Here is an 18,357-nt window from a genome sequence, read left to right as displayed (position 1 = left end):
AGGCACTGCGGGCGCGGGGCGCCAGCGGAGCGGTGGGGTCCGGGTCAGGGGTCGAGGGTCGGAGGTCGGGGCTGGGATCGAGGTCGCGGTCGAGGTCGCGGTCGAGGTCGAGGTCGAGGGCGCGGTCGCGGTCGCGGTCGCGGTGGGGGTCACCCTCGACCGTTCGCTACGCTCGGGACGAGCGGCCCGTCGCCGGCGTTTCCTCGGGTGCCCTCCCCTGCCCACCTTCGTCCTCCCGGACGACCGGCGGCGCGGGCACTCCGAGTGACGCCGCCACCGCGCGGAGCACCTCGGCCTCCGCCGGCAGCACCCTCCCGTCCGCTCCGGCGCACGCCTCGCACGCGGCGAGCACCCGCGCCTTCACGATGGGGGGCGTCGCGTCGAGCGCGTCCAGCGCCGCCTCGAGCCTGGCCGCTCCCACGCGGCCGCGCGGCAGGACCCGCCACGAGCCGCCGACTCCCAGCGCGGCCACGCCGGCGTCGAGGGCCGCCTGGGCGGACGCGGCGTCGGGGGCCTCCAGCCACGCGAGCAGCGACAGCAGCTCCAGGCACTCCACCTCGACGTCCTCGAGGCGCCGCGCGCGGCCCCCGGGTCGCGGCGCGCGGGCGGCCACGCGCCGCGCGACGATGCGCTCCACCGCCCACTCGAACACGGTCGTGCGCCCGTCGGCGGCCGCGAGCGACCGGAGGTCGCCGACGAGGCGCGAGCCGCCCTCGGGGCCGAGGAGCGCGAGCGCCGGCGCGGCGAGATCGAGGAGCGCCATGCGCCCCTCGCGATCCACGCCGGCGAGCAGCCCGCCGAGCCGATCGACCTCCGCCCGCAGCGCGCCGTCGCCGATCGCGGAGAGCTGGAGCGCGCGCGCCGCCGCGTCGCGATCGGCGAGGAGGGCGCGCGCGAGGGCGGGCACGGTCGGGGGTGCCCGCGCCGCGGTGACCGCGGCCGCCGGGAGGGTCGCGAGGAGCAGGCGGGCGCGCTCCACGTCGGCGGTCCGGCCGGAGGCCACCGCCGGGACGAGCCGCGCGACGTCGCCCGCGCGCTCCGCCGCGGCGAGGGTCCGCGTCGCTCCGAGCAGCCGCGGCGCGAGCTGCGGCGCGATCCGCCGGATCCGCTCCTCGATGGGGGGGTGTGTCGCGAGGAGCCGTGAGCCGAGCCCGTCGGCGAAGAAGAGGTGCGCCGCCTCCGGCGCCGCCGGGCTGTGCAGCGCGGACCCCTCGCGCGCGATCTTGGCGAGCGCGCCGGCGAGGCCGTCGGGGTTGCGGGTGAACTGCACCGCGGAGGCGTCGGCGAGGTGCTCGCGCGTGCGCGACACGGCGAGCCGGATGAGCTGCCCGAAGAAGGCGCCCACCGAGCCCGCCGCCCACACGAGGGCGCCGAGGAGGCCGGGGGCGAGCGCGGGCCTCCGCCGCCGCCCCTCGCCGCCGAGCCCCATCCGCAGGACGTAGCGGCCGACGAGCGCGAGCGAGGACAGGCCTCCGACGAGCGCCATGAGCTGCAGGTTCAGCCGCGTGTCGAGGTTGACGACGTGTGAGAGCTCGTGCGCGATCACGCCCTGCAGCTCGTCGCGCGTGAGCGCCTCGAGCGCGCCGCGGGTGACGGCGATGACCGCCCGGTCGGGCGCGAAGCCGGCCGCGAACGCGTTGATGCCCCCCTCCCCCTGGAGCACGTAGACGGCCGGCACCGGCACGCCCGCCGCGATCGCCATCTCCTCGACCACGTTCAGGAGCTGGCGCTCCGCGGCGTCGCCCGTCCCCTGCGCGATCCGCACCCCCCCCAGGAGCTCCGCGACGGCCCCGCCGCCTCCGGCGGCGAGCCGGACGCCGTGGACGAGGGCGCCGCCCGCCGTGACGAGCGAGACGATCCCGGCGACGCCGAGCAGGTCGCGCGCGCGCTGGTCACCGAGCGCCCCGAGGGCGAGCTCGGGGTGCAGCCCGAGGACGCCCGAGACGAGGAGGTGCACGACGCCGATCGTGCCGAGCCAGGCGAGGGCGAACAGGAAGGCGAGGAGGGCGGTCCGCCGCCTGGCGGCCGCCTGCGCGCCGAAGAAGTCGAGGGTGGAGCGCACTACAGGGCGATGCGCACCGGCTCGCGAACCTGCGGCGAGGCGATCTCGAGGGGGCGGGCCTCCGGGAAGCCGCCCGCCACGAGCGTGCCCGGGAACGTCTCGCGGGCGTTGTTGTAGCTCATCACCGCGTCGTTATAGGCCTGCCGCGCGAACGCGACGCGGTTCTCCGTCGAGGTCAGCTCCTCGACGAGTCGCCCGACGGTGTCGCTCGCCTTGAGGTCCGGGTACGCCTCGGCCACGGCGAGGAGGCGCGACAGCGGGCCCGCGAGGACGCCCTCCGCCTGCGCGAGCCGCTCCATGGAGGCTGCGTCGCCCGGGTGCGCGGCCGCCACGCGCGCGGCGGCCGCCGCCTGGTTGCGCGCCGCGATCACCGCCTCGAGCGTGGACCGCTCGTGCGTGAGGTAGGCGCGGGTCGCCTCGACGAGGTTCGGGATGAGGTCGTAGCGGCGCTGGAGCTGGACGTCGATCTGGCCGAACGCGTTGCGGAAGCCGTTACGGCGCGTGACGAGGCCGTTGTGCAGCACCACCCAGGCGACGGCGACCGCGGCGACGAGCGCGACGAGGAAGAGCGCGATCATGTTCCCTCCTCCGCGCGACGTGCGCGCGGGAGCTGCCAGGATGGCACGAACGGGGTGACCGCGCACGGGCCGCGCCGTCCCACGCCGCGGGGAGGCATGATGTCGTCTCCACACCGCGGAGGTCGCCGCCATGCACACCGCCTTCGTCGCCGGCGCGACCGGCTACACCGGCCGTGAGGTCGTCCGTGCGCTTCGCGCTGCGGGGATCGCGACCGTGGCGCACGTCCGGCCCGACTCGCCGCGGCTCGAGGAGTGGCGCGCGCGCTTCGGGGCGCTCGGCGCGCAGGTGGACGCGACGCCGTGGGACGCGGCGGCGATGGCGACCACCCTCGCGCGCGTGCGCCCGACCATGGTGTTCGCGCTGCTCGGCACGACGCGCCGGCGCGGGCGCGAGGCCGCCCGCCGCGGACGCTCCGAGAGCTACGCCTCCGTCGATCACGGCCTCACGCGCCTGCTGCTCGACGCCGCGCTGACGAGCGGCGGGCGTCCACGCTTCGTGTACCTGTCCGCCGCCGGAGTCCGCGAGGGCACGCCCAGCGCCTACCTCGCGGCGCGCGCGCGGCTCGAGCGCGAGCTGAGCGGGAGCGGGCTCCCGTACACCATCGCCCGGCCGTCCTTCGTCACCGGGCCCGATCGCGAGGAGCGCCGGCCGCTCGAGCGCACCGCCGCCGTCGCGGCCGACGCCGTGCTCGGGATCGCGGCGCGGCTCGGCGCGCGCCGCCTCGCCGCGCGCTGGCGGTCCATCACCGCCGCGGAGCTCGCGGCCGCGCTCGTGCGGCTCGCGCTCGATCCCGCGGCGGAGCGGCGCGTCGTGGGGGCGGACGCGCTCCGCTGACCGCCCGCTGAGCGCCCGCGACGGGGTGCGCCGCAGAGTCGCGCGCTCCAACCGAGCCGCGGCGGACCGTCGCGCGGCGCCCGGCGAACGATCTGCGCCGCCAGAAGATTCTGCGCGCGCCTCGAACGATCTGCGCCGCTGAACGGAGCCATTGCGCGCGCATTGCGCGGTCCGCGAAAGAGGTGCGCGCCGAGGGCGCCTCGCCCGACGCGAGCGCGCCATGGTGTCGCACACGCAGTCCACGGCCTCTCACTCTGCGCGCATATGGTGCACCGCACCGGTCGACATGAACCCGTCGCGCAAGGTGACACGCGCGCACGGGCCGTGTTCTTTTGCACGCGCCTGCGGCGCGGAGAGCAGCGATCCCGCGGTCGCTCGGGCCGACGACTGAAGGAGACCCCAATGTCACGCCGCGGATGGATCGTCGTTCTCGCCGGAACGGGCCTCAACCTCGCCCTCGGCATCCTTTACGCCTGGAGCGTCTTCTCGAAGCAGCTCGTCGAGACCGTGGAGCGCGGAGGCTACGGCTGGTCGAAGACCGCCGCCACGCTGCCCTACACGGTCGCGATCGCCTGCTTCGCGCTGATGATGGTCCCCGCCGGCAGGCTGCAGGACAAGCTCGGCCCGCGCATCATCGCCTCCGCCGGCGCCGTCCTCACCGGGCTCGGCCTCGTCGTGGCGAGCTTCGCCACCGCCGAGCAGACCTGGCCGGCGCTGGTCGGCTTCGGGCTCATGGGCGGCACGGGCTTCGGCCTCGGCTACTCCGCGACGACGCCGGCCGCGGTGAAGTGGTTCCCGCCCGCGAAGAAGGGGCTCATCACCGGGATCGTGGTCGGCGGGTTCGGCATCGCGCCGGTCTACATCGCGCCGCTCTCCAAGAACCTCATCGCCGCCTACGGCGTCTCCGGCGCGTTCCGCATCCTCGGCGTCGCGTTCCTCGTGACCGCGACGATCTGCGCCCAGCTCGTCGCGAACCCGGCCGCGCCCCTCTCCCCGGCGAAGGCCGCCGCCAAGGCGGGCGTGGGCCCCGACCGCACCTGGCGGGAGATGATCCGCACCCCGGCGTTCTGGTCGCTCTACGTCCAGTACGCCTGCGCCGCGACCGCTGGCCTCATGATCATCGGCCACATGGCGAAGATCGTGGCGGTCCAGTCCGGGAACTCCATCCAGGCCGGCTTCGTGTTCGTCGCGCTGCTCGCCGTGTTCAACGCGAGCGGGCGCATCATCGCCGGCATCATCTCGGACTACATCGGCCGCGTGGTGACCATCGGGCTCGTCTGCGTCATGCAGGCGGTGGCGATGATGTTCTTCGCGAACTTCTCGACGATCGCCACGTTCATCCTCGGCTCGGCGGTGGTCGGCTTCAGCTACGGCGCCTGCCTCTCGCTCTTCCCGGCGACGGCGGCCGACAACTGGGGCACCAAGAACCTCGGCCTCAACTACGGCATCCTCTTCACCGCCTGGGGCGTCGGCGGCGTGCTCGGGCCGACGCTGGCCGGACGGATCGCCGACCAGACCGGCTCCTACGCGGGCGCCTACGGCATGGCCGCGGTCCTGCTCCTCGTCGCGGTGGTGCTCGCCATGTTCAGCTACGTGAGCATCTCGGTGAGCATCCCGGAGAAGGAGGTCCGCATCCGGATCGGCCGCCGCGAGGCGAAGCGCGAGGAGGCCCCCGCCATGTTCCCGCCGCAGGCGAGGGCGGTGGCCGGCGCGGACGCACGCTCCATGTGAATCACGGGGGCCCGCTCGCGGGAGCGCGAGCGGCCTCGTGGTTCGACAGGCTCACCACGAGCGGAATACAGAGCCGCTCGCCCGGAGACGGGCGGGCGGCTCTCTTTTTCGGCCTCAGGCCGCCCGCACGACCACGCCGCTCGCGGTCTCCGCGAAGCTCAGCTCGGGGTGGAACCGCTCCGCCGTGCGGAGCGCCCACTCCCGGTCGAAGAGCACGACGGGGCGGTCGCGCACGTCGAGCACCAGCAGCCCCTCGACGCCGGACGGGAAGTCCTCGACCTCGAGGGGTTCCCCGTCCGCGCGGCTGACCCAGCGGGCGAGCTGGTAGGGCACCGTCTCCACCCGGACCTCCACGCCGTACTCCGCCTCGAGCCGGTACTTCACCACCTCGAACTGGAGCTGCCCGAGCGCGCCGAGCACGAGATCCCCGGCGCGGCCCGCCGGCGGGCGGTAGAGCTGGACGGTACCTTCCTGGGCGAGCTGCTCGATGCCGCGGGCGAACTGCTTGCGGCGGAGCGGGTCCACCAGCCCGAGGCGGCGGAAGTGCTCGGGGGCGAAGCTGGGGATGCCCTCGAACAGGAAGCGCGAGCCGCCCGTCAGCGTGTCGCCGATCTCGAGGGCGCCGGTGTCGTGGATACCCACGACGTCGCCCGGATAGGATTCCTCCACGATGGTCCGGTCGCGCGCCATGAACTGCGTCGGCGTCGCGAGCCGGACCTCCTTGCCCGAGCGGACGTTGAACACCTTCATCCCGCGGATGAGCCTGCCGGAGCAGATGCGCACGAACGCGACGCGATCGCGGTGCGCCTTGTCCATGTTCGCCTGGATCTTGAAGACGAACCCGCTGAACTCGTCCTGCGCCGGCGGCACCGGCCCCTGATCCGAGGCGCGCGGGCGCGGCGGAGGCATGAGCTCGATGAACGTGTCGAGGAACGCCTCGAGGCCGAAGTTGTTGACGGCGCTCCCGAAGAACATGGGCGAGAGCTCTCCCGCCTCGAAGCGCTCCCGGTCGAAGTCGTCGCCGGCGGCCTCGAGCAGCTCCGCGTCCTCGCGCAGCCGCGCGTAGCCCTCCTCGTCGAGCGCCTCGCGGACCGCCGGATCGTCGAGGCCGGTGACCTCGACCGGCGGCCGCTCCGCGCCGACGCCGGAGCTCGACCCCGAGTGCGCCGCTTCGAACAGGTACACGCGCCGCGCCAGGCGGTGGTACACGCCGGCGAAGGTCCCGCCCCGGAACACCGGCCAGGTGATGGGGTAGACGCCGATGCCGAGCACGCTCTCGACCTCCCCGATGAGCTCGAAGGGCTCGCGGCCCGGCCGGTCCATCTTGTTCACGAAGGTGAAGATGGGGATGGCGCGCTGGCGGCAGACGCGGAAGAGCTTGCGCGTCTGCGCCTCGACGCCCTTCGCCGAGTCGAGGAGCATCACCGCGCCGTCCACCGCGTGGAGCGTGCGGTAGGTGTCCTCGCTGAAGTCGGCGTGGCCGGGCGTGTCGAGCAGGTTCATCTGCATCCCGCGGTAGGGGAACTGCAGGACGCTCGTGGTGATGGAGATGCCGCGCTCCCGCTCCATCTCCATCCAGTCGCTCACCGCGTTGGCCCGGCCGCGCTTCGCCTTCACGGCGCCCGCGAGCTGGATGACCCCTCCGTAGAGGAGGAGCTTCTCGGTGAGCGTCGTCTTGCCCGCGTCGGGGTGGGAGATGATGGCGAAGGTGCGCCTGCGGGCGGTCTCGTGCGGGACGGTCATGGTCGGGGGCGCGCGACCGGGCGGCCCGCGCGCCGGCGGGTCGTAACAGCCCGCGCTTCGCCCCGTCAAGGGAACCCCCGCGCCCCGGGCTGCCCGCTCCCCGCGGACGGGCTCGCGCCGGGGCACGCCGCCCGCCGACCCCGCCTGGAAGTGGCAGCCGCGCCGCGCGGCCGGCATCTCGTCCACCGTGCCCACCCCCGCCCAGCCCGAGACGCTCGATCGCCTCTACGCCGACATGGTCGCGTTCGCCCGTGCCGCGCAGGACGCGCTCTGCGCCGAGCTGGAGCGCGCCGACGGCGCCGCGCGCTTCCGGGAGGACGCGTGGGAGCGGCCGGGCGGCGGGGGCGGCATCTCGCGCGTGCTGCAGGAGGGAGCCGTCCTCCAGAAGGCGGGCGTCAGCTTCTCGGACGTGCACGGCGCGCTCTCCCCCGACTTCGCGCGCAAGGTGGGGGGCGAGGGCGTGACCTTCGCGGCGACGGGGATCTCCGTCGTCGTCCACCCGCGCAGCCCCCTGGTGCCGACCGCGCACATGAACGTCCGGATGATCCGGCGCGGCGACGCGGCCTGGTTCGGCGGCGGCGCGGACCTGACCCCGTACTACCTGTTCGAGGAGGACTGCCTCCACTTCCACCGCGTGCTGCGCGAGACCTGCGAGCGGCACGAGCCCGGGAGCTATCCGCGCCACAAGCGCGCGGCGGACGCCTACTTCCACCTTCGCCACCGCGGCGAGCACCGCGGCGTGGGCGGGATCTTCTTCGAGGACACCGGCCGTCCGCTCGAGCGCGAGCTCGGGTTCGCGAAGGACCTGACGGCCGCGTTCGCGCGCGCCTACCTGCCGATCGTGGCGAGGCGCCGCGACCTCCCCTACGGCGAGGCGGAGCGGCGCTGGCAGGAGATCCGCCGCGGCCGCTACGTGGAGTTCAACCTGGTCCTCGATCGCGGCACCGTCTTCGGGCTGGAGACGGGCGGACGGACCGAGTCGATCCTCATGTCGCTGCCACCGAGCGTGCGATGGGTGTACGGGCACGCCCCGGAGCCGGGCAGCCGCGAGGAGGCGCTCGTCGAGGTGCTGCGCGCGCCGCGCGACTGGGCGTGAGGCGCCGCCGAGCGAGGCGGGCGGCGCAGGGTGGTCGCGGCGCGTACCCGATATCCGGACGCGGCGCCGATGGCGGTCGCGAGCTTGCTCACCCACACGCCTTCTTCGTAGCGTGAGCCCGACCGATCGTCCGGTCGCCCGCTCCCGGAGAAACGCATGACGCGCCGCCCGCTCCCCCTCCTCCTCGCCCTCGCCTTCGCCCTGGCCTGCGCCGCGCACGAGAAGTCGGGCGACCGGGCCGCCGCGCTGGGCGACTGGCGCACCGCCGAGCGCGAGTACGCGGCGGCGGTCGCGAAGGACCCCGACAAGAAGGAGCTGCAGGAGAAGTACCGCCAGGCGAAGGCCGCCGCGCTGGACGACGCGACGAAGCGGGCGCAGGCCTGCACCGCGGCGCGCGACTGGGAGTGCGCCTTCGGAGAGGCGGACTACGCGCTGGCGCTCGACCCGACCAGCGCCCAGCTCGCGACGCTGCGCCGCGAGGCCGGCCGCGAGGTCGGCCACCTTCGCCTCCGGCGCGCTCAGGAGTCGGCTGGCCGGCGCGAGTGGGCCGCCGCGCTCCAGCTCCTGGAGGGCGCGCGCGCGGCCACCGACGATCCCGGCGTCGCCGCCGAGGGCCGACGCGTGGAGCCCGGCGTCGTCCGCGGCGCGGTCGACGAGGCGGAGCGCCACCGGGCGGCGCGACAGTTCCCGGAGGCGATCGACCTCCTCGCCCGTGCGGCGCGGCTCGACGCGGCGCTGTCCCCCCGGCTCGAGGCGGTCCGCGCGGAGCACGAGCGCTGGAAGGACGCCGAGGCCGAGCGGTACGTGGCAGAAGGGGACGCGCACCTCGCGCAGCGGCGGTTCGCCGACGCGAAGGCGAGCTACGACGCGGCGCTCCGGCTCCGCCCGAACGGCCGCGCCCAGCCGCTCTCGCGCTGCGCCGCGTTGCTCGCCCAGGGCGACGACGCGCTCCGCCGCCGGGACTTCCCCGCCGCCGAGCGGGCGTTCTCCGAGGCGGCGCGGCTCGAGGTGGACGGCGGGATCGCGCTCGCCGAGCTCGATCGCGTGAAGGTCCGCCCCTACGCGGTGCGGCTCCGCTCCGTGCTCGTGAGCCCGACGCGGCCGGACGGCTGGCCGTGGGTGGGCAGCCGCTCGCACCGGCTCGACCGCGCGGTGGCGCGGCTCGCCTCGTACACGCAGGGCAGCGCGCCCGCCCCGATCGGCGTCGCGCTCGACCTCGCGCGCCGCATCCCACAGGAGAACCAGCCCAACCTCGTGGTCTCCCTCGCCCTCCCCGATGGCCGCGCCTACCAGAGCGAGCCGCGCCGCGGCGTCTACGCGCTCCTCGAGGGGAGCCTCGTCGTCTCCGCCAACGCTTACGACGAGCGCACGATCTCGGTCCGCGTGGTGCACGACGCAGGCGGCGGGCGGATGACCGACGTCGGCCTGCTCGCCTTCCGGGTCGCGGACCTGGTGGCCCGCGGCGAGCTCGCGGTCGCCGGCGGTGCCGTCGCCGAGCTCCGGCTCGAGGCGGACGTCGCCGACCAGCCGGAGGGGACGGCGAGGGGGCTCACGCAGATCGCGGGCGCCCCGCCCGCTCCGGCGCCGGTTCCGCCGGTGCGCCCTGCCCCTGCCCCTGCTCCCGCCCGCTGACCGCCACACGGTCGGGCGGCGCATGCAGGCCGCGCTCGCCGGGCAGGTCGGTCCGCGGCCGGCTGGGGATCCGCGAGATGTAAGCGACGCCGAAGAGCATCACCGCGCCCATCGTGACGAGCGCGTACCAGGGGACGCGCGCGCCCAGCGCCGCGTACGCGAAGCTCGCCGCCATCGAAGTCACGGCGACGAGCTTCACCCAGAGCGGCAGGACCCGCTCGCGCTGCCAGCGCTGCAGCGGCGGCCCGAACACGCGGTGTCCATAGAGCCAGTCGTGGAACCGCTCCGAGCTGGAGGAGAACGCCCACAGGGCGACCAGCATCAGCGGGGTCGTGGGGATGAGGGGGAGGACCGCGCCGACGGCGCCGAGGGCGAAGCAGCTCCACCCGAGCGCGAGCAGCAGCCAGCGCCGGTGGGCGCGCTGGCTGGGCGTCGCGACGGGACGGGGCGGGAGGTCGGGCACGGCGGGTTCTTTAGGTCGCGGGGAGGAGGATCCGCAAGGGGGATGCGGTCGGGCGGGGTGCGAGCAGACCTCGACCTCGACCTCGACCTCGACCCATTGTCATTCGTCACATCGGCTCGCGCTGGAGTCGGGACGAGGTGCCGACCGCGCGACCGCGGTGGGCACGCACGAGGCAGCAGTACGAGCGAGGGAAAGCGGCCTACGAGGGGGCCGGAGGGCCCGCGTCGCCGCGCGTCCGCCGCGTCGCCGGAAGACGCTGCGGTCGGCTTTGCTCCCGTTCCGCCGACCGCGGTCACGTTGCCCACAAGCCCTGCTGAATGGCAGCTGGCGCGGTGCCGGCATGCCCCGTCCGCTCGGCGAGGTTTCCGCGCCGGAAGCGGTCCATGTGCTCGCGCCCGTAGGTCCGTTCGGCGTGCAACAGGTTGTGCGACCTGCAGGCCACCCGGAGGTTCTCGACCGTCGAGGGTCCGCCCAGGGCCTGCGGGTGGATGTGGTCGAGCTCCAGCTGCCAGCGGCTGTTGCAGCGCCGCCCGTCCGGAGCGACCCAGGCGCAGCGTCCGCCGTCGCGCTTCCAGACCTCGCGCCGCACTATCGCCGGGATCGTGCTCGTGGGCGCGGCGGGCTCGGCGGAGGGACGTGTCTCCCGGTCGGCCTTCCGCTGCCGCTCCGGCGCGATCGCGCCCTTGCGCTTGCCGTGCTTCTCGACGGCGCAGCGGATGGCCTCGCGGAGCACCGCCGCGAGATCGCCGTCCGGGATCTTGTGCGAGAGCAGCGCGGTGAGCGTCTCGAGGTCCTCCTTGCAGCCCCGGTCGATGGTGACCCGCAGCGACCAGCCGCTCTCGCTCACGGCGCGGGTCTCCGCCCGCGCCTTCTGGCGAGCCACGTCGGGCAGCGCAGAGACCGTGGGCGGCAGCGACCCACCAGCCGCCGCCGGCGCGGGGATCGCCTCCTGCGGCTCGGCAGGTCCGGCATCCACTGCCGCCAGCGGCAGCGCCGGGGCGCTCGCGGCTGGAGCGCGGTCGGGCAGCTTGCGGACGCCCGTCCGCGGAGCGGTGCGCGCCTGGAGCGAGGCGACGAGGTGATCCACCTCCGCCTTGGTGCGGTACGCGGCCCGGGCGACGAGGTCGGGCAGGTTCTCCTCGGTCAGCACCTGGCCGAGCAGCTGGACGGTGGAGATGCAAAGGCGGCCATCTCGCAGGGCGTCCTCGAGGCTGGGGAACCGGCGCAGCACCCGCATCGCCTGGATGCGTCGCCCGGCAGCGCCCTCACGCAGGTGGAGCACCTCCAGGCAATACGCCCAGAGCGAGGGGTACCCGGCGTCCACGTACGCGCGGCGGCGATCGAACACCTCGAGGTGGAGGAGGAACTCGACCTGGACGTCGCGCTCCTGGCCGGCGAGCTCGCGCAGGCGCTGGGCGAGGAGGGTCGAGTCGAGGGCGGAAGGGGCGATCGCGGGCATGGTGCACCTCCTGTGCACCCTTCGTAACACGCGATGTCGGCCCCTTCGGAAACGCACCAGGATCGCGCCTGCGCCGTTTTCCGGGCCCGCCCCTTCGCCATCCACGCGGCGCGCCGGACGCGCACGGTGCGACCTGCCTGCGCTCGCGAGGAGCGTGCTCTCGACGTACCGCGGACGTCGAAGCGCGTTTCGCCTCGAACCTCGTCAAGAGGGCAACGTTCACCCACCGCAACTGGGACTCGCGTGGCTCGCAAGAGCTATCGCTGGAGATAGCAAGGACCTTGAGTGAATGCCGCCGTTGGCCGAGCGTGCGCGCAATTTCTCGGACCTGCTCTGCCCGCTGCCCAGTCACCGCCGACGCCGGTGAAGACGCACCGCATGATGGGCACAGGCGCGCCGGGAACCGAGCGCTTCTCCCCTCGATGCCCGAGCCCCGTCTGCGTACGGGCGACGGCACACGACCTGCCGGCATGCGGGTGCTGTCGCCGTGGGATGTGATGAATCGAGAGGACCCCGACCCCGACCCCGACCTCGACCCCGACCCCGACCCCGACCCCGACCCCGACCCCGACCCGACCCGACCCCGACCTCGACCTCGACCCCGACCTCGACCCCGACCTCGACCCCGACCTCGACCCCGACCCCGACCCCGACCCCGACCCCGACCCCGACCTCGACCCCGACCCCGACCCCGACCTCGACCTCGACCCCGACCCCGACCCCGACCCCGACCCCGACCCCGACCCCGACCCCGACCCCGACCCCGACCCCCGCCGCCACTGCTGAGGCCGACCACCCTGAGCCCTTCGACTCCGCGGCCTTCGGCCGCTGCGCTCAGGACAGGCGAAGTCGAAGGGCCTCGACCGCGACCGATCGGTTTCCGTTCGTCCCGAGCGTAGTGTCTCCGCCGCAGCGGAGACGCGAAGTCGAGGGACGACCCCGACCCCGGACCCCGCCGCCGCGCCCGCGCCCAACGTCCGTTATGCTCAATCCATCCCATGACCCTCCACGACGACCCCATCGCGCGCTTCCGGGAGGCCCTCTCCCGCGCCGCCGCGGCGTCGAGCTTCGACGCGACGGCCGCGGCCCTCGCCACGGCGGACGCGAGCGGGAGCCCCTCCGTCCGGATCGTGCTCGTGAAGACGGTGGACGCGCGCGGCTTCGCCTTCTTCACGAACCGCGAGAGCCGCAAGGGCCGCGAGCTGGCGGGGAACCCGCGCGCCGCGCTCTGCTTCCACTGGCCGGCGATCGGAGAGCAGGTCCGCGCGGAGGGCGCGGTGGTGCTGCTCGACGACGCGGAGTCGGACGCCTACTTCGCGACCCGGCCGCGGGAGAGCCAGCTCGGGGCGTGGGCGTCTCGCCAGAGCGGGCCGCTCGAGTCCCGCGCCGCGCTCGTGGCGGCCGTACGCGACGTCGAGGCGCGGTTCGCGGGCCGCGAGGTGCCGCGGCCGCCGTTCTGGGGCGGCTACCTGCTGCGCCCCGAGCGGATCGAGTTCTGGACCAGCGGCGAAGGCCGGCTCCACCACCGCACCCTCTTCGAGCGCTTCGGGGCGGGGTGGACGGCCTCGCTCCTCAACCCGTGAAGGTGACCGGAGGCTCCATGCCGCTCTACGCCCTCGTCTACGACACCGTGCCGGACTACCTCGCGCGCCGCCAGCCGCTCCGCGCGGAGCACCTGGCCCTCGCCGAGCGCGCGCAGCGCGAGGGCAAGCTCGTCCTCGCCGGCGCGTTCGATCCGCCGGACGCGGCGCTCCTCGTGTTCCGTGGCGAGGGTCCGCAGGACGCCGAGGCGTTCGCGCGGGAGGACCCGTACGTCCGGAACGGGCTCGTCACCTCCTGGCGCGTGCGCGAGTGGAAGGTGGTGGTGGGGGCGATCGGGTAGACGACCGCGGCCTCGACGCCGACCTGGACCGCGACCGCGACCCCGATCCTGACCGCGACGTCGACCGCGACCCCGACGTCGACCTCGACCTCGACCTCGACCTCGACCTCGACCTCGACCGCGACCGCGACCGCGACCTCGACCTCGACCTCGACCTCGACCTCGACCTCGACCTCGACCTCGACCTCGACCTCGACCTCGACCTCGACCCTCGCCGGAGCTCCTGAGCGCCGGCCCCCTGAGCCCGCGGAGATTTGTCCGGCCCTTGCGTGGCCTCTCCGTGGCCCCGACCCGGGCCGCACCCGCCGGAAACGGCTCCCGCGCGCTGCGACCCCGTTACGCTCCCGGCGTGACTTCATCCCGCGCGCTCGTCCCGCTCCTGGCCGCCGCTGCGCTCGTGGCGGGGTGCCGGACGCACGAGAGCGCTCCGGCAGCGAAGACCCGCCTCGTCTTCCGCTACCAGCCCCTTGGGCCGGATCCCGAGCCGCTGCGTGCGCTGGTCGCCGCCTTCGAGCGCGAGACCGGCTTCGAGGTCGCGCTGCAGGCGCTCCCGAACGCGGCCGATCTGGCCCATCAGCTCCTCGTCACCTCCCTCGGCGCGGGGGGCGAGGATCTGGACGTCTTCGTCCTCGACGTCGTCTGGGTGGCGGAGCTCGCACGCGCCGGGTGGCTCGCCGACGTCTCGGGGGCGTTCCCGCCCGCTCGCGTCCGCGCCGACTTTCTCGGAGGCGCCGCCGCCGCGGTCGTGCAGGGCGAGCGCACCTTCGCGGTGCCCTGGTACGTGGACGTGGGGCTCCTCTACTACCGGACGGACCTCGTGCCGGAGCCGCCGCGCACCTACGCGGCGCTCGCGGCGGCGATCCGCGCCGCGCAGGCCCGCTCGCCCGGAATCGCCGGCTACCTGTGGCAGGGCCGCCAGTACGAGGGGCTCTCCTGCGTCTTCTTCGAGGCGCTGTGGGGGCACGGCGGCGCCGCGCTCGAGGGCGAGCGGCTGCGGCTCGACACGGCCGAGGCGCGGGCGGCGCTCTCGTGGCTGCGGGGGCTCGTGGCGGAGGGGCTCTCGCCGCCGTGGGTCGCCACCGCCGCGGAGGAGGAGGCGCGGCGCGCGTTCCAGGAGGGCCGCGCGGCGTTCATGCGCAACTGGCCGTACGCGTGGCCCTTGCTGCAGGAGCCGGCCTCCCCGGTGCGCGGCCGCGTCGGCGTCGCGCCTCTCCCCGGTGCGCAGGGGCCGTCGCCCGGTGCGCTGGGGGGCTGGCAGCTCGGGATCTCCTCGGGGGCGCCCCCCGCGCGCCGCGCCGCCGCGGAGCGGCTGGTCGCGCACCTCACCTCGCCCGAGGCGAACGCGGTGCTGGCGATCGCCTACGGCCGGAACCCCGCTCGGCGTACGGCCTACGACGACGCGCGCGTCCGCGGCGAGGCGCCGTTCATCGCGGCGCTCCTCCCCCGCGTGGAGGACGCCCGTCCGCGGCCGGTCACGCCCTATTACATGCTGGCGGCGGACGCGCTTCAGGGCGAGCTCTCCGCTGCGGTGTCCGGGCTCCGGCCGCCCACCGAGGCGCTCGCGCGCGCGCAGGCGCAGCTGGACGCGATCGCGGGGGTGACGCGGTGAGCGGGACCGCGGAGCGCCGGCTCGGCGCCGCCCTCGTCGCGCCGGCGGGCGCGGCGCTCGCGGTCGTGGCGCTCTTCCCGCTCGTGGCCACCGCCTGGCTGTCCTTACGGCACCGCGTGCCCGTCCTCGGCCAGGATCGCTTCGTCGGCCTCGCGAACTACCGCGCGCTGGCCGCAGACGCGCGCTTCTGGGGCGCGCTCGAGAACACCGCCTACTTCACCGCGCTGGCGGTCACGCTGGAGCTGCTGCTCGCCGTGCCGCTCGCGCTCGCGCTCCACCACGTCTCCCGGGGCCGGGAGGCGCTGCGCGCCGCCGTGCTCGTCCCGTGGATCCTCCCCACCGTCGTGGCGGCGAAGCTATGGGCGCTCCTCCTCCAGCCCGACCTCGGCCTCGTCGCCCGGCTGTGGCCCGGCGGCGCCGCGGCGGTGCTCGCCCGCCCCGCGCTGGCGCTGCACGCGGCGATCCTCGTGGACGTCTGGAAGACCACCCCGTTCGTCGCCCTGCTCCTGCTCGCCGGGCTGCAGTCCATCCCCGAGGACCTCGCCCGCGCGGCGCGGGTGGACGGCGCCTCGCCGCTCCGCACCTTCCGCTCGATCACCCTCCCCCTGCTGCGCCCCGCCGTCCTGCTCGCGCTCCTGTTCCGCAGCCTCGACGCCTTCCGGGTCTTCGACGTGGTCTTCGTCCTCACGGGCGGCGGTCCCGGCCACACCACCGAGCCGCTCTCGCTCTACGCGTACAAGACGCTCCTGCGCGCCGGCAGCTTCGGGCTGGGCGCGGCGATCTCGCTCGTCACGTTCCTGTGCGTGGTCGCGATCGGGCTCGCCTGGCTGCGGGCGCTGGGCGAGCGCAGCCCGCGGGAGCCGCCGCCGTGAGCCCGCGCACGGCCTGGGCCGTCGCCGTACCGTACCTGGCGTTCTTCCTCCTGCCGCTCGGCTGGCTCGCCCTCACCTCGCTCTGGCCCGACGCGGAGCTGGCACGCCCGCTGCCCTCCCACCTGACCCTGGCGAACCACGTCGCCGCCCTCGAGGACGGCGGCCTGGCGCGCGCCGTCGCGAACTCCCTGCTCGTGAGCGGCGCGACGGCGGCCCTCGCCCTCGCGCTCGCCGCCCCGGCCGCCTTCGCCATCGCGCGGCTCGGCGTGCGCGGCGGCCGCGCGCTGCTCGGCGTCGCGCTCGCGATCTCCATGTTCCCGCCGATCGCCACCGCGGCGCCGCTCTACGGCGCGCTGCGCGCGATCCGGCTCCTCGACACGCTCCCCGCGCTGATCCTCCCGTACGCGAGCTTCTCGCTGCCCCTGGCGCTGTGGCTCCTCACCGGCACGTTCCGCGCCCTCCCCGCCGAGCTCTACCGCGCCGCCCGCGTGGACGGGTGCACGCCCCTCGGCGCGTTCCGCCGGGTGCTGCTCCCGCTCGCCGCGCCCGGCGTCGCGACGGCCGGCCTCCTCGTGTTCGTGTTCGCCTGGAACGAGCTCCTCTTCGCGGTCACCTTCGTCACGTCGCCCGCGCGGCGCACGGTGCCGGTCGCGCTGGCGCTCTTCGGAGGGGAGTTCCGAGATCCATGGGTCGTCCTCGCCGCGGCCTCGACCCTCGCGACCGTCCCGGTGATCGCGGTCGCCGTCCTGTTCCAGCGGCGGGTCGTCGCCGGCCTCACCGCCGGCGCGGTGAAGGGGTGAGCGTGGCCGGGGTCCGCCTCTCCCTCGAGTCGCTCTCGAAGTCGTACGGCGCGGTCGCCGCGCTCCGCGACGTGACCCTCTCCGTCGCCGACGGCGAGCTGCTCGCGGTGGTCGGCCCGTCCGGCTGCGGGAAGTCCACCCTGCTCTCGCTCGTGGCCGGCCTCGACGCGCCCACCGCCGGGGTCGTGCGCATCGACGGGCGCGTGGTGAACGAGCTCTCCCCGCGCGAGCGGGACGTGGCGATGGTGTTCCAGAGCTACGCGCTCTACCCACACATGTCGGTGCGCCGGAACCTGGCCTTCCCGCTCGAGGTGGCGGGCGTCCCGCGCCGGGAGCGCGCGGCGCGCGTCGAGGAGGTGGCCGCGCTGCTCGGCCTCGGCCCGCTCCTCGAGCGCCGCCCGGCGGCCCTCTCCGGCGGTCAGCGCCAGCGCGTCGCGCTGGGCCGCGCGCTGGTCCGGCGCCCGAAGGTGTTCCTCCTCGACGAGCCGCTCTCGAACCTCGACGCGGCGCTGCGGCTCGGCGTCCGCGCCGAGCTGAAGAAGCTGCACGAGCGGCTGGGCGCGACCTTCGTGTACGTGACGCACGATCAGGCGGAGGCGATGACGCTCGCGGACCGCATCGCCGTGCTGCGCGACGGCGCGCTCGAGCAGGTGGGGACGCCGCGCGAGATCTACGGCGCGCCGGCCACCGCGTTCGTGGCGCGCTTCGTCGGGACCCCTCCCGTGAACCTCGTCGCGCCGGAGGTGCTCGGCCTCCCTCCGGGCGCCTTCGACGTCGCGCTGCGGCCCGAGGACCTGCGGGTCTCGCGCGCGGAGGCGCCCGGGCTCGACGCGCGCGTCTGGCTCGTCGAGCCCATCGGCTCCGAGACCTGGGTCACCGTGGAGCGCGCCGGGACGCGCCTCGTCGCGCGCTGCGACGCCGCGTTCGACGCGCCGCCCGGCGCGCCGGTGCGGATCGCGTTCGATCCGTCCCGCCTGCACCGCTTCGACCGCGCCACGGGGCGGCGGTCGACCTTTGTCTGAGCGCGATGGCTCCCGGCGCCCGCCCGCACCCCCGCCGCGCTTCCCATGAGGGGGCTTCGGACGGCGCCGCCGCGCGGAGGCCGTCGCGGCGGTGTACGACACGCGAAAGACCCCGCTCACGAGGTGACCGATGTCCCAGAAGAAGCTCCCCGAGAACTTCCTGCGCTTCACCAAGACCCACCCCGAGATCTACGCCGCCTTCGAGGAGCTGGGGCGGCGGCTCCACGAGAGCGGCCCGCTCTCCGAGCGCGAACGCAGGCTCGTGAAGCTCGGGATCGCGGTGGGGCTCGGGACGGAGGGGGGCGTCCACTCCGCCGTGCGCTTCGCCACCGCGGGCGGCTGCTCGCGAGAGGATCTCGCGCACGTCGTCCGGCTCGCCATCACCACCATCGGCTGGCCCTCGGCGCTCGCCGCCATGAGCTGGGTCGACGACCTCGCCGGCGAGGAGGAGTAGCGGCCGCCCATCCGCACGGCGGCGCCGATCGCCCCGGAGACGAGCGCCCCCGCACGCGGCGGCTCGTCCCTCGACCAGCTCCCGCAGCGGTCGCTGCGGGGCCGTGCTCGGGACGAGCC

At 75.2% G+C, this 18,357-nt stretch carries 17 protein-coding genes; 12 read left to right on the top strand and 5 right to left on the bottom strand.

Going from position 1 to position 18,357, the window contains the following annotated elements; translation table 11 throughout:
- Positions 1-166 precede the first annotated feature (166 nt).
- Positions 167-2,062, bottom strand: coding sequence for a M48 family metallopeptidase (locus tag ANAE109_RS08710; protein ID WP_011986018.1), 1,896 nt, complete (start codon positions 2,060-2,062; stop codon positions 167-169).
- Positions 2,062-2,640, bottom strand: a complete 579-nt coding sequence (locus ANAE109_RS08705) for a LemA family protein (RefSeq protein WP_011986017.1) — start codon at positions 2,638-2,640, stop codon at positions 2,062-2,064. Before ANAE109_RS08705 ends, ANAE109_RS08710 begins: the two co-directional genes overlap by 1 nt.
- Before the next feature lie 130 nt (positions 2,641-2,770).
- On the opposite strand from ANAE109_RS08705, the gene ANAE109_RS08700 reads away from it, so the two are divergent.
- Entirely contained in the window at positions 2,771-3,475 is a 705-nt protein-coding gene (locus tag ANAE109_RS08700) for an SDR family oxidoreductase (protein WP_011986016.1), read from the top strand.
- Between the two features lie 402 nt (positions 3,476-3,877).
- Complete coding sequence (locus tag ANAE109_RS08695; RefSeq protein ID WP_011986015.1) at positions 3,878-5,206, top strand: OFA family MFS transporter; 1,329 nt, start codon at positions 3,878-3,880, stop codon at positions 5,204-5,206.
- Between the two features lie 114 nt (positions 5,207-5,320).
- Here the strand turns inward: ANAE109_RS08695 and ANAE109_RS08690 are convergent, their stop codons facing one another.
- Positions 5,321-6,949 carry a peptide chain release factor 3 gene (locus ANAE109_RS08690; protein ID WP_011986014.1) on the bottom strand — a complete coding sequence of 543 codons (1,629 nt, stop codon included), beginning with the start codon at positions 6,947-6,949 and terminating at the stop codon, positions 5,321-5,323.
- Positions 6,950-7,184: 235 nt separating this feature from the next.
- Between ANAE109_RS08690 and hemF the strand changes: the two genes are divergently transcribed.
- Both hemF and ANAE109_RS08680 read left to right on the top strand, forming a co-directional pair.
- A complete protein-coding gene (hemF, locus tag ANAE109_RS08685) occupies positions 7,185-8,045 on the top strand; it encodes an oxygen-dependent coproporphyrinogen oxidase (RefSeq protein WP_011986013.1) in 861 nt (286 codons plus the stop codon).
- A 156-nt stretch (positions 8,046-8,201) separates the two neighbouring features.
- Positions 8,202-9,677 carry a hypothetical protein gene (locus tag ANAE109_RS08680; RefSeq protein ID WP_011986012.1) on the top strand — a complete coding sequence of 492 codons (1,476 nt, stop codon included), beginning with the start codon at positions 8,202-8,204 and terminating at the stop codon, positions 9,675-9,677.
- On the opposite strand, the gene ANAE109_RS08675 is transcribed toward ANAE109_RS08680, so the two are convergent.
- On the bottom strand, positions 9,595-10,140 hold the full coding sequence (locus ANAE109_RS08675) for a YbaN family protein (RefSeq protein WP_011986011.1): 546 nt from the start codon (positions 10,138-10,140) through the stop codon (positions 9,595-9,597). The genes ANAE109_RS08680 and ANAE109_RS08675 overlap by 83 nt on opposite strands.
- 292 nt (positions 10,141-10,432) lie before the next feature.
- Positions 10,433-11,599 carry an HNH endonuclease gene (locus ANAE109_RS08670; protein ID WP_011986010.1) on the bottom strand — a complete coding sequence of 389 codons (1,167 nt, stop codon included), beginning with the start codon at positions 11,597-11,599 and terminating at the stop codon, positions 10,433-10,435.
- A 998-nt stretch (positions 11,600-12,597) separates the two neighbouring features.
- On the opposite strand from ANAE109_RS08670, the gene pdxH reads away from it, so the two are divergent.
- From pdxH to ANAE109_RS08630, 8 genes are all read left to right on the top strand, one after another.
- Positions 12,598-13,182 (top strand): pyridoxamine 5'-phosphate oxidase, encoded by a 585-nt coding sequence (pdxH, locus tag ANAE109_RS08665; RefSeq protein ID WP_011986009.1) that lies wholly within the window; start codon positions 12,598-12,600, stop codon positions 13,180-13,182.
- A 17-nt stretch (positions 13,183-13,199) separates the two neighbouring features.
- A complete protein-coding gene (locus tag ANAE109_RS08660) occupies positions 13,200-13,481 on the top strand; it encodes a YciI-like protein (RefSeq protein WP_011986008.1) in 282 nt (93 codons plus the stop codon).
- Positions 13,451-13,708, top strand: coding sequence for a hypothetical protein (locus ANAE109_RS25265; RefSeq protein WP_041448216.1), 258 nt, complete (start codon positions 13,451-13,453; stop codon positions 13,706-13,708). The genes ANAE109_RS08660 and ANAE109_RS25265 overlap by 31 nt, the downstream gene beginning before the upstream one ends.
- Before the next feature lie 122 nt (positions 13,709-13,830).
- Entirely contained in the window at positions 13,831-15,090 is a 1,260-nt protein-coding gene (locus ANAE109_RS08650; protein WP_041448215.1) for an ABC transporter substrate-binding protein, read from the top strand.
- A complete protein-coding gene (locus ANAE109_RS08645) occupies positions 15,087-15,962 on the top strand; it encodes a carbohydrate ABC transporter permease (RefSeq protein WP_011986006.1) in 876 nt (291 codons plus the stop codon). Before ANAE109_RS08650 ends, ANAE109_RS08645 begins: the two co-directional genes overlap by 4 nt.
- Positions 15,959-16,762: a carbohydrate ABC transporter permease gene (locus ANAE109_RS08640; protein ID WP_011986005.1), complete on the top strand. Its 804-nt coding sequence runs from the start codon at positions 15,959-15,961 to the stop codon at positions 16,760-16,762. Before ANAE109_RS08645 ends, ANAE109_RS08640 begins: the two co-directional genes overlap by 4 nt.
- On the top strand, positions 16,759-17,784 hold the full coding sequence (locus ANAE109_RS08635) for an ABC transporter ATP-binding protein (RefSeq protein WP_011986004.1): 1,026 nt from the start codon (positions 16,759-16,761) through the stop codon (positions 17,782-17,784). The genes ANAE109_RS08640 and ANAE109_RS08635 overlap by 4 nt, the downstream gene beginning before the upstream one ends.
- 130 nt (positions 17,785-17,914) lie before the next feature.
- Complete coding sequence (locus ANAE109_RS08630; RefSeq protein WP_011986003.1) at positions 17,915-18,238, top strand: carboxymuconolactone decarboxylase family protein; 324 nt, start codon at positions 17,915-17,917, stop codon at positions 18,236-18,238.
- The last annotated feature ends 119 nt before the right edge of the window (positions 18,239-18,357 follow it).

It is taken from the genome of Anaeromyxobacter sp. Fw109-5, assembly GCF_000017505.1.
In the GTDB taxonomy this organism is placed as follows: domain Bacteria; phylum Myxococcota; class Myxococcia; order Myxococcales; family Anaeromyxobacteraceae; genus Anaeromyxobacter.
This window is presented reverse-complemented; position numbering and strand designations above follow the sequence as displayed.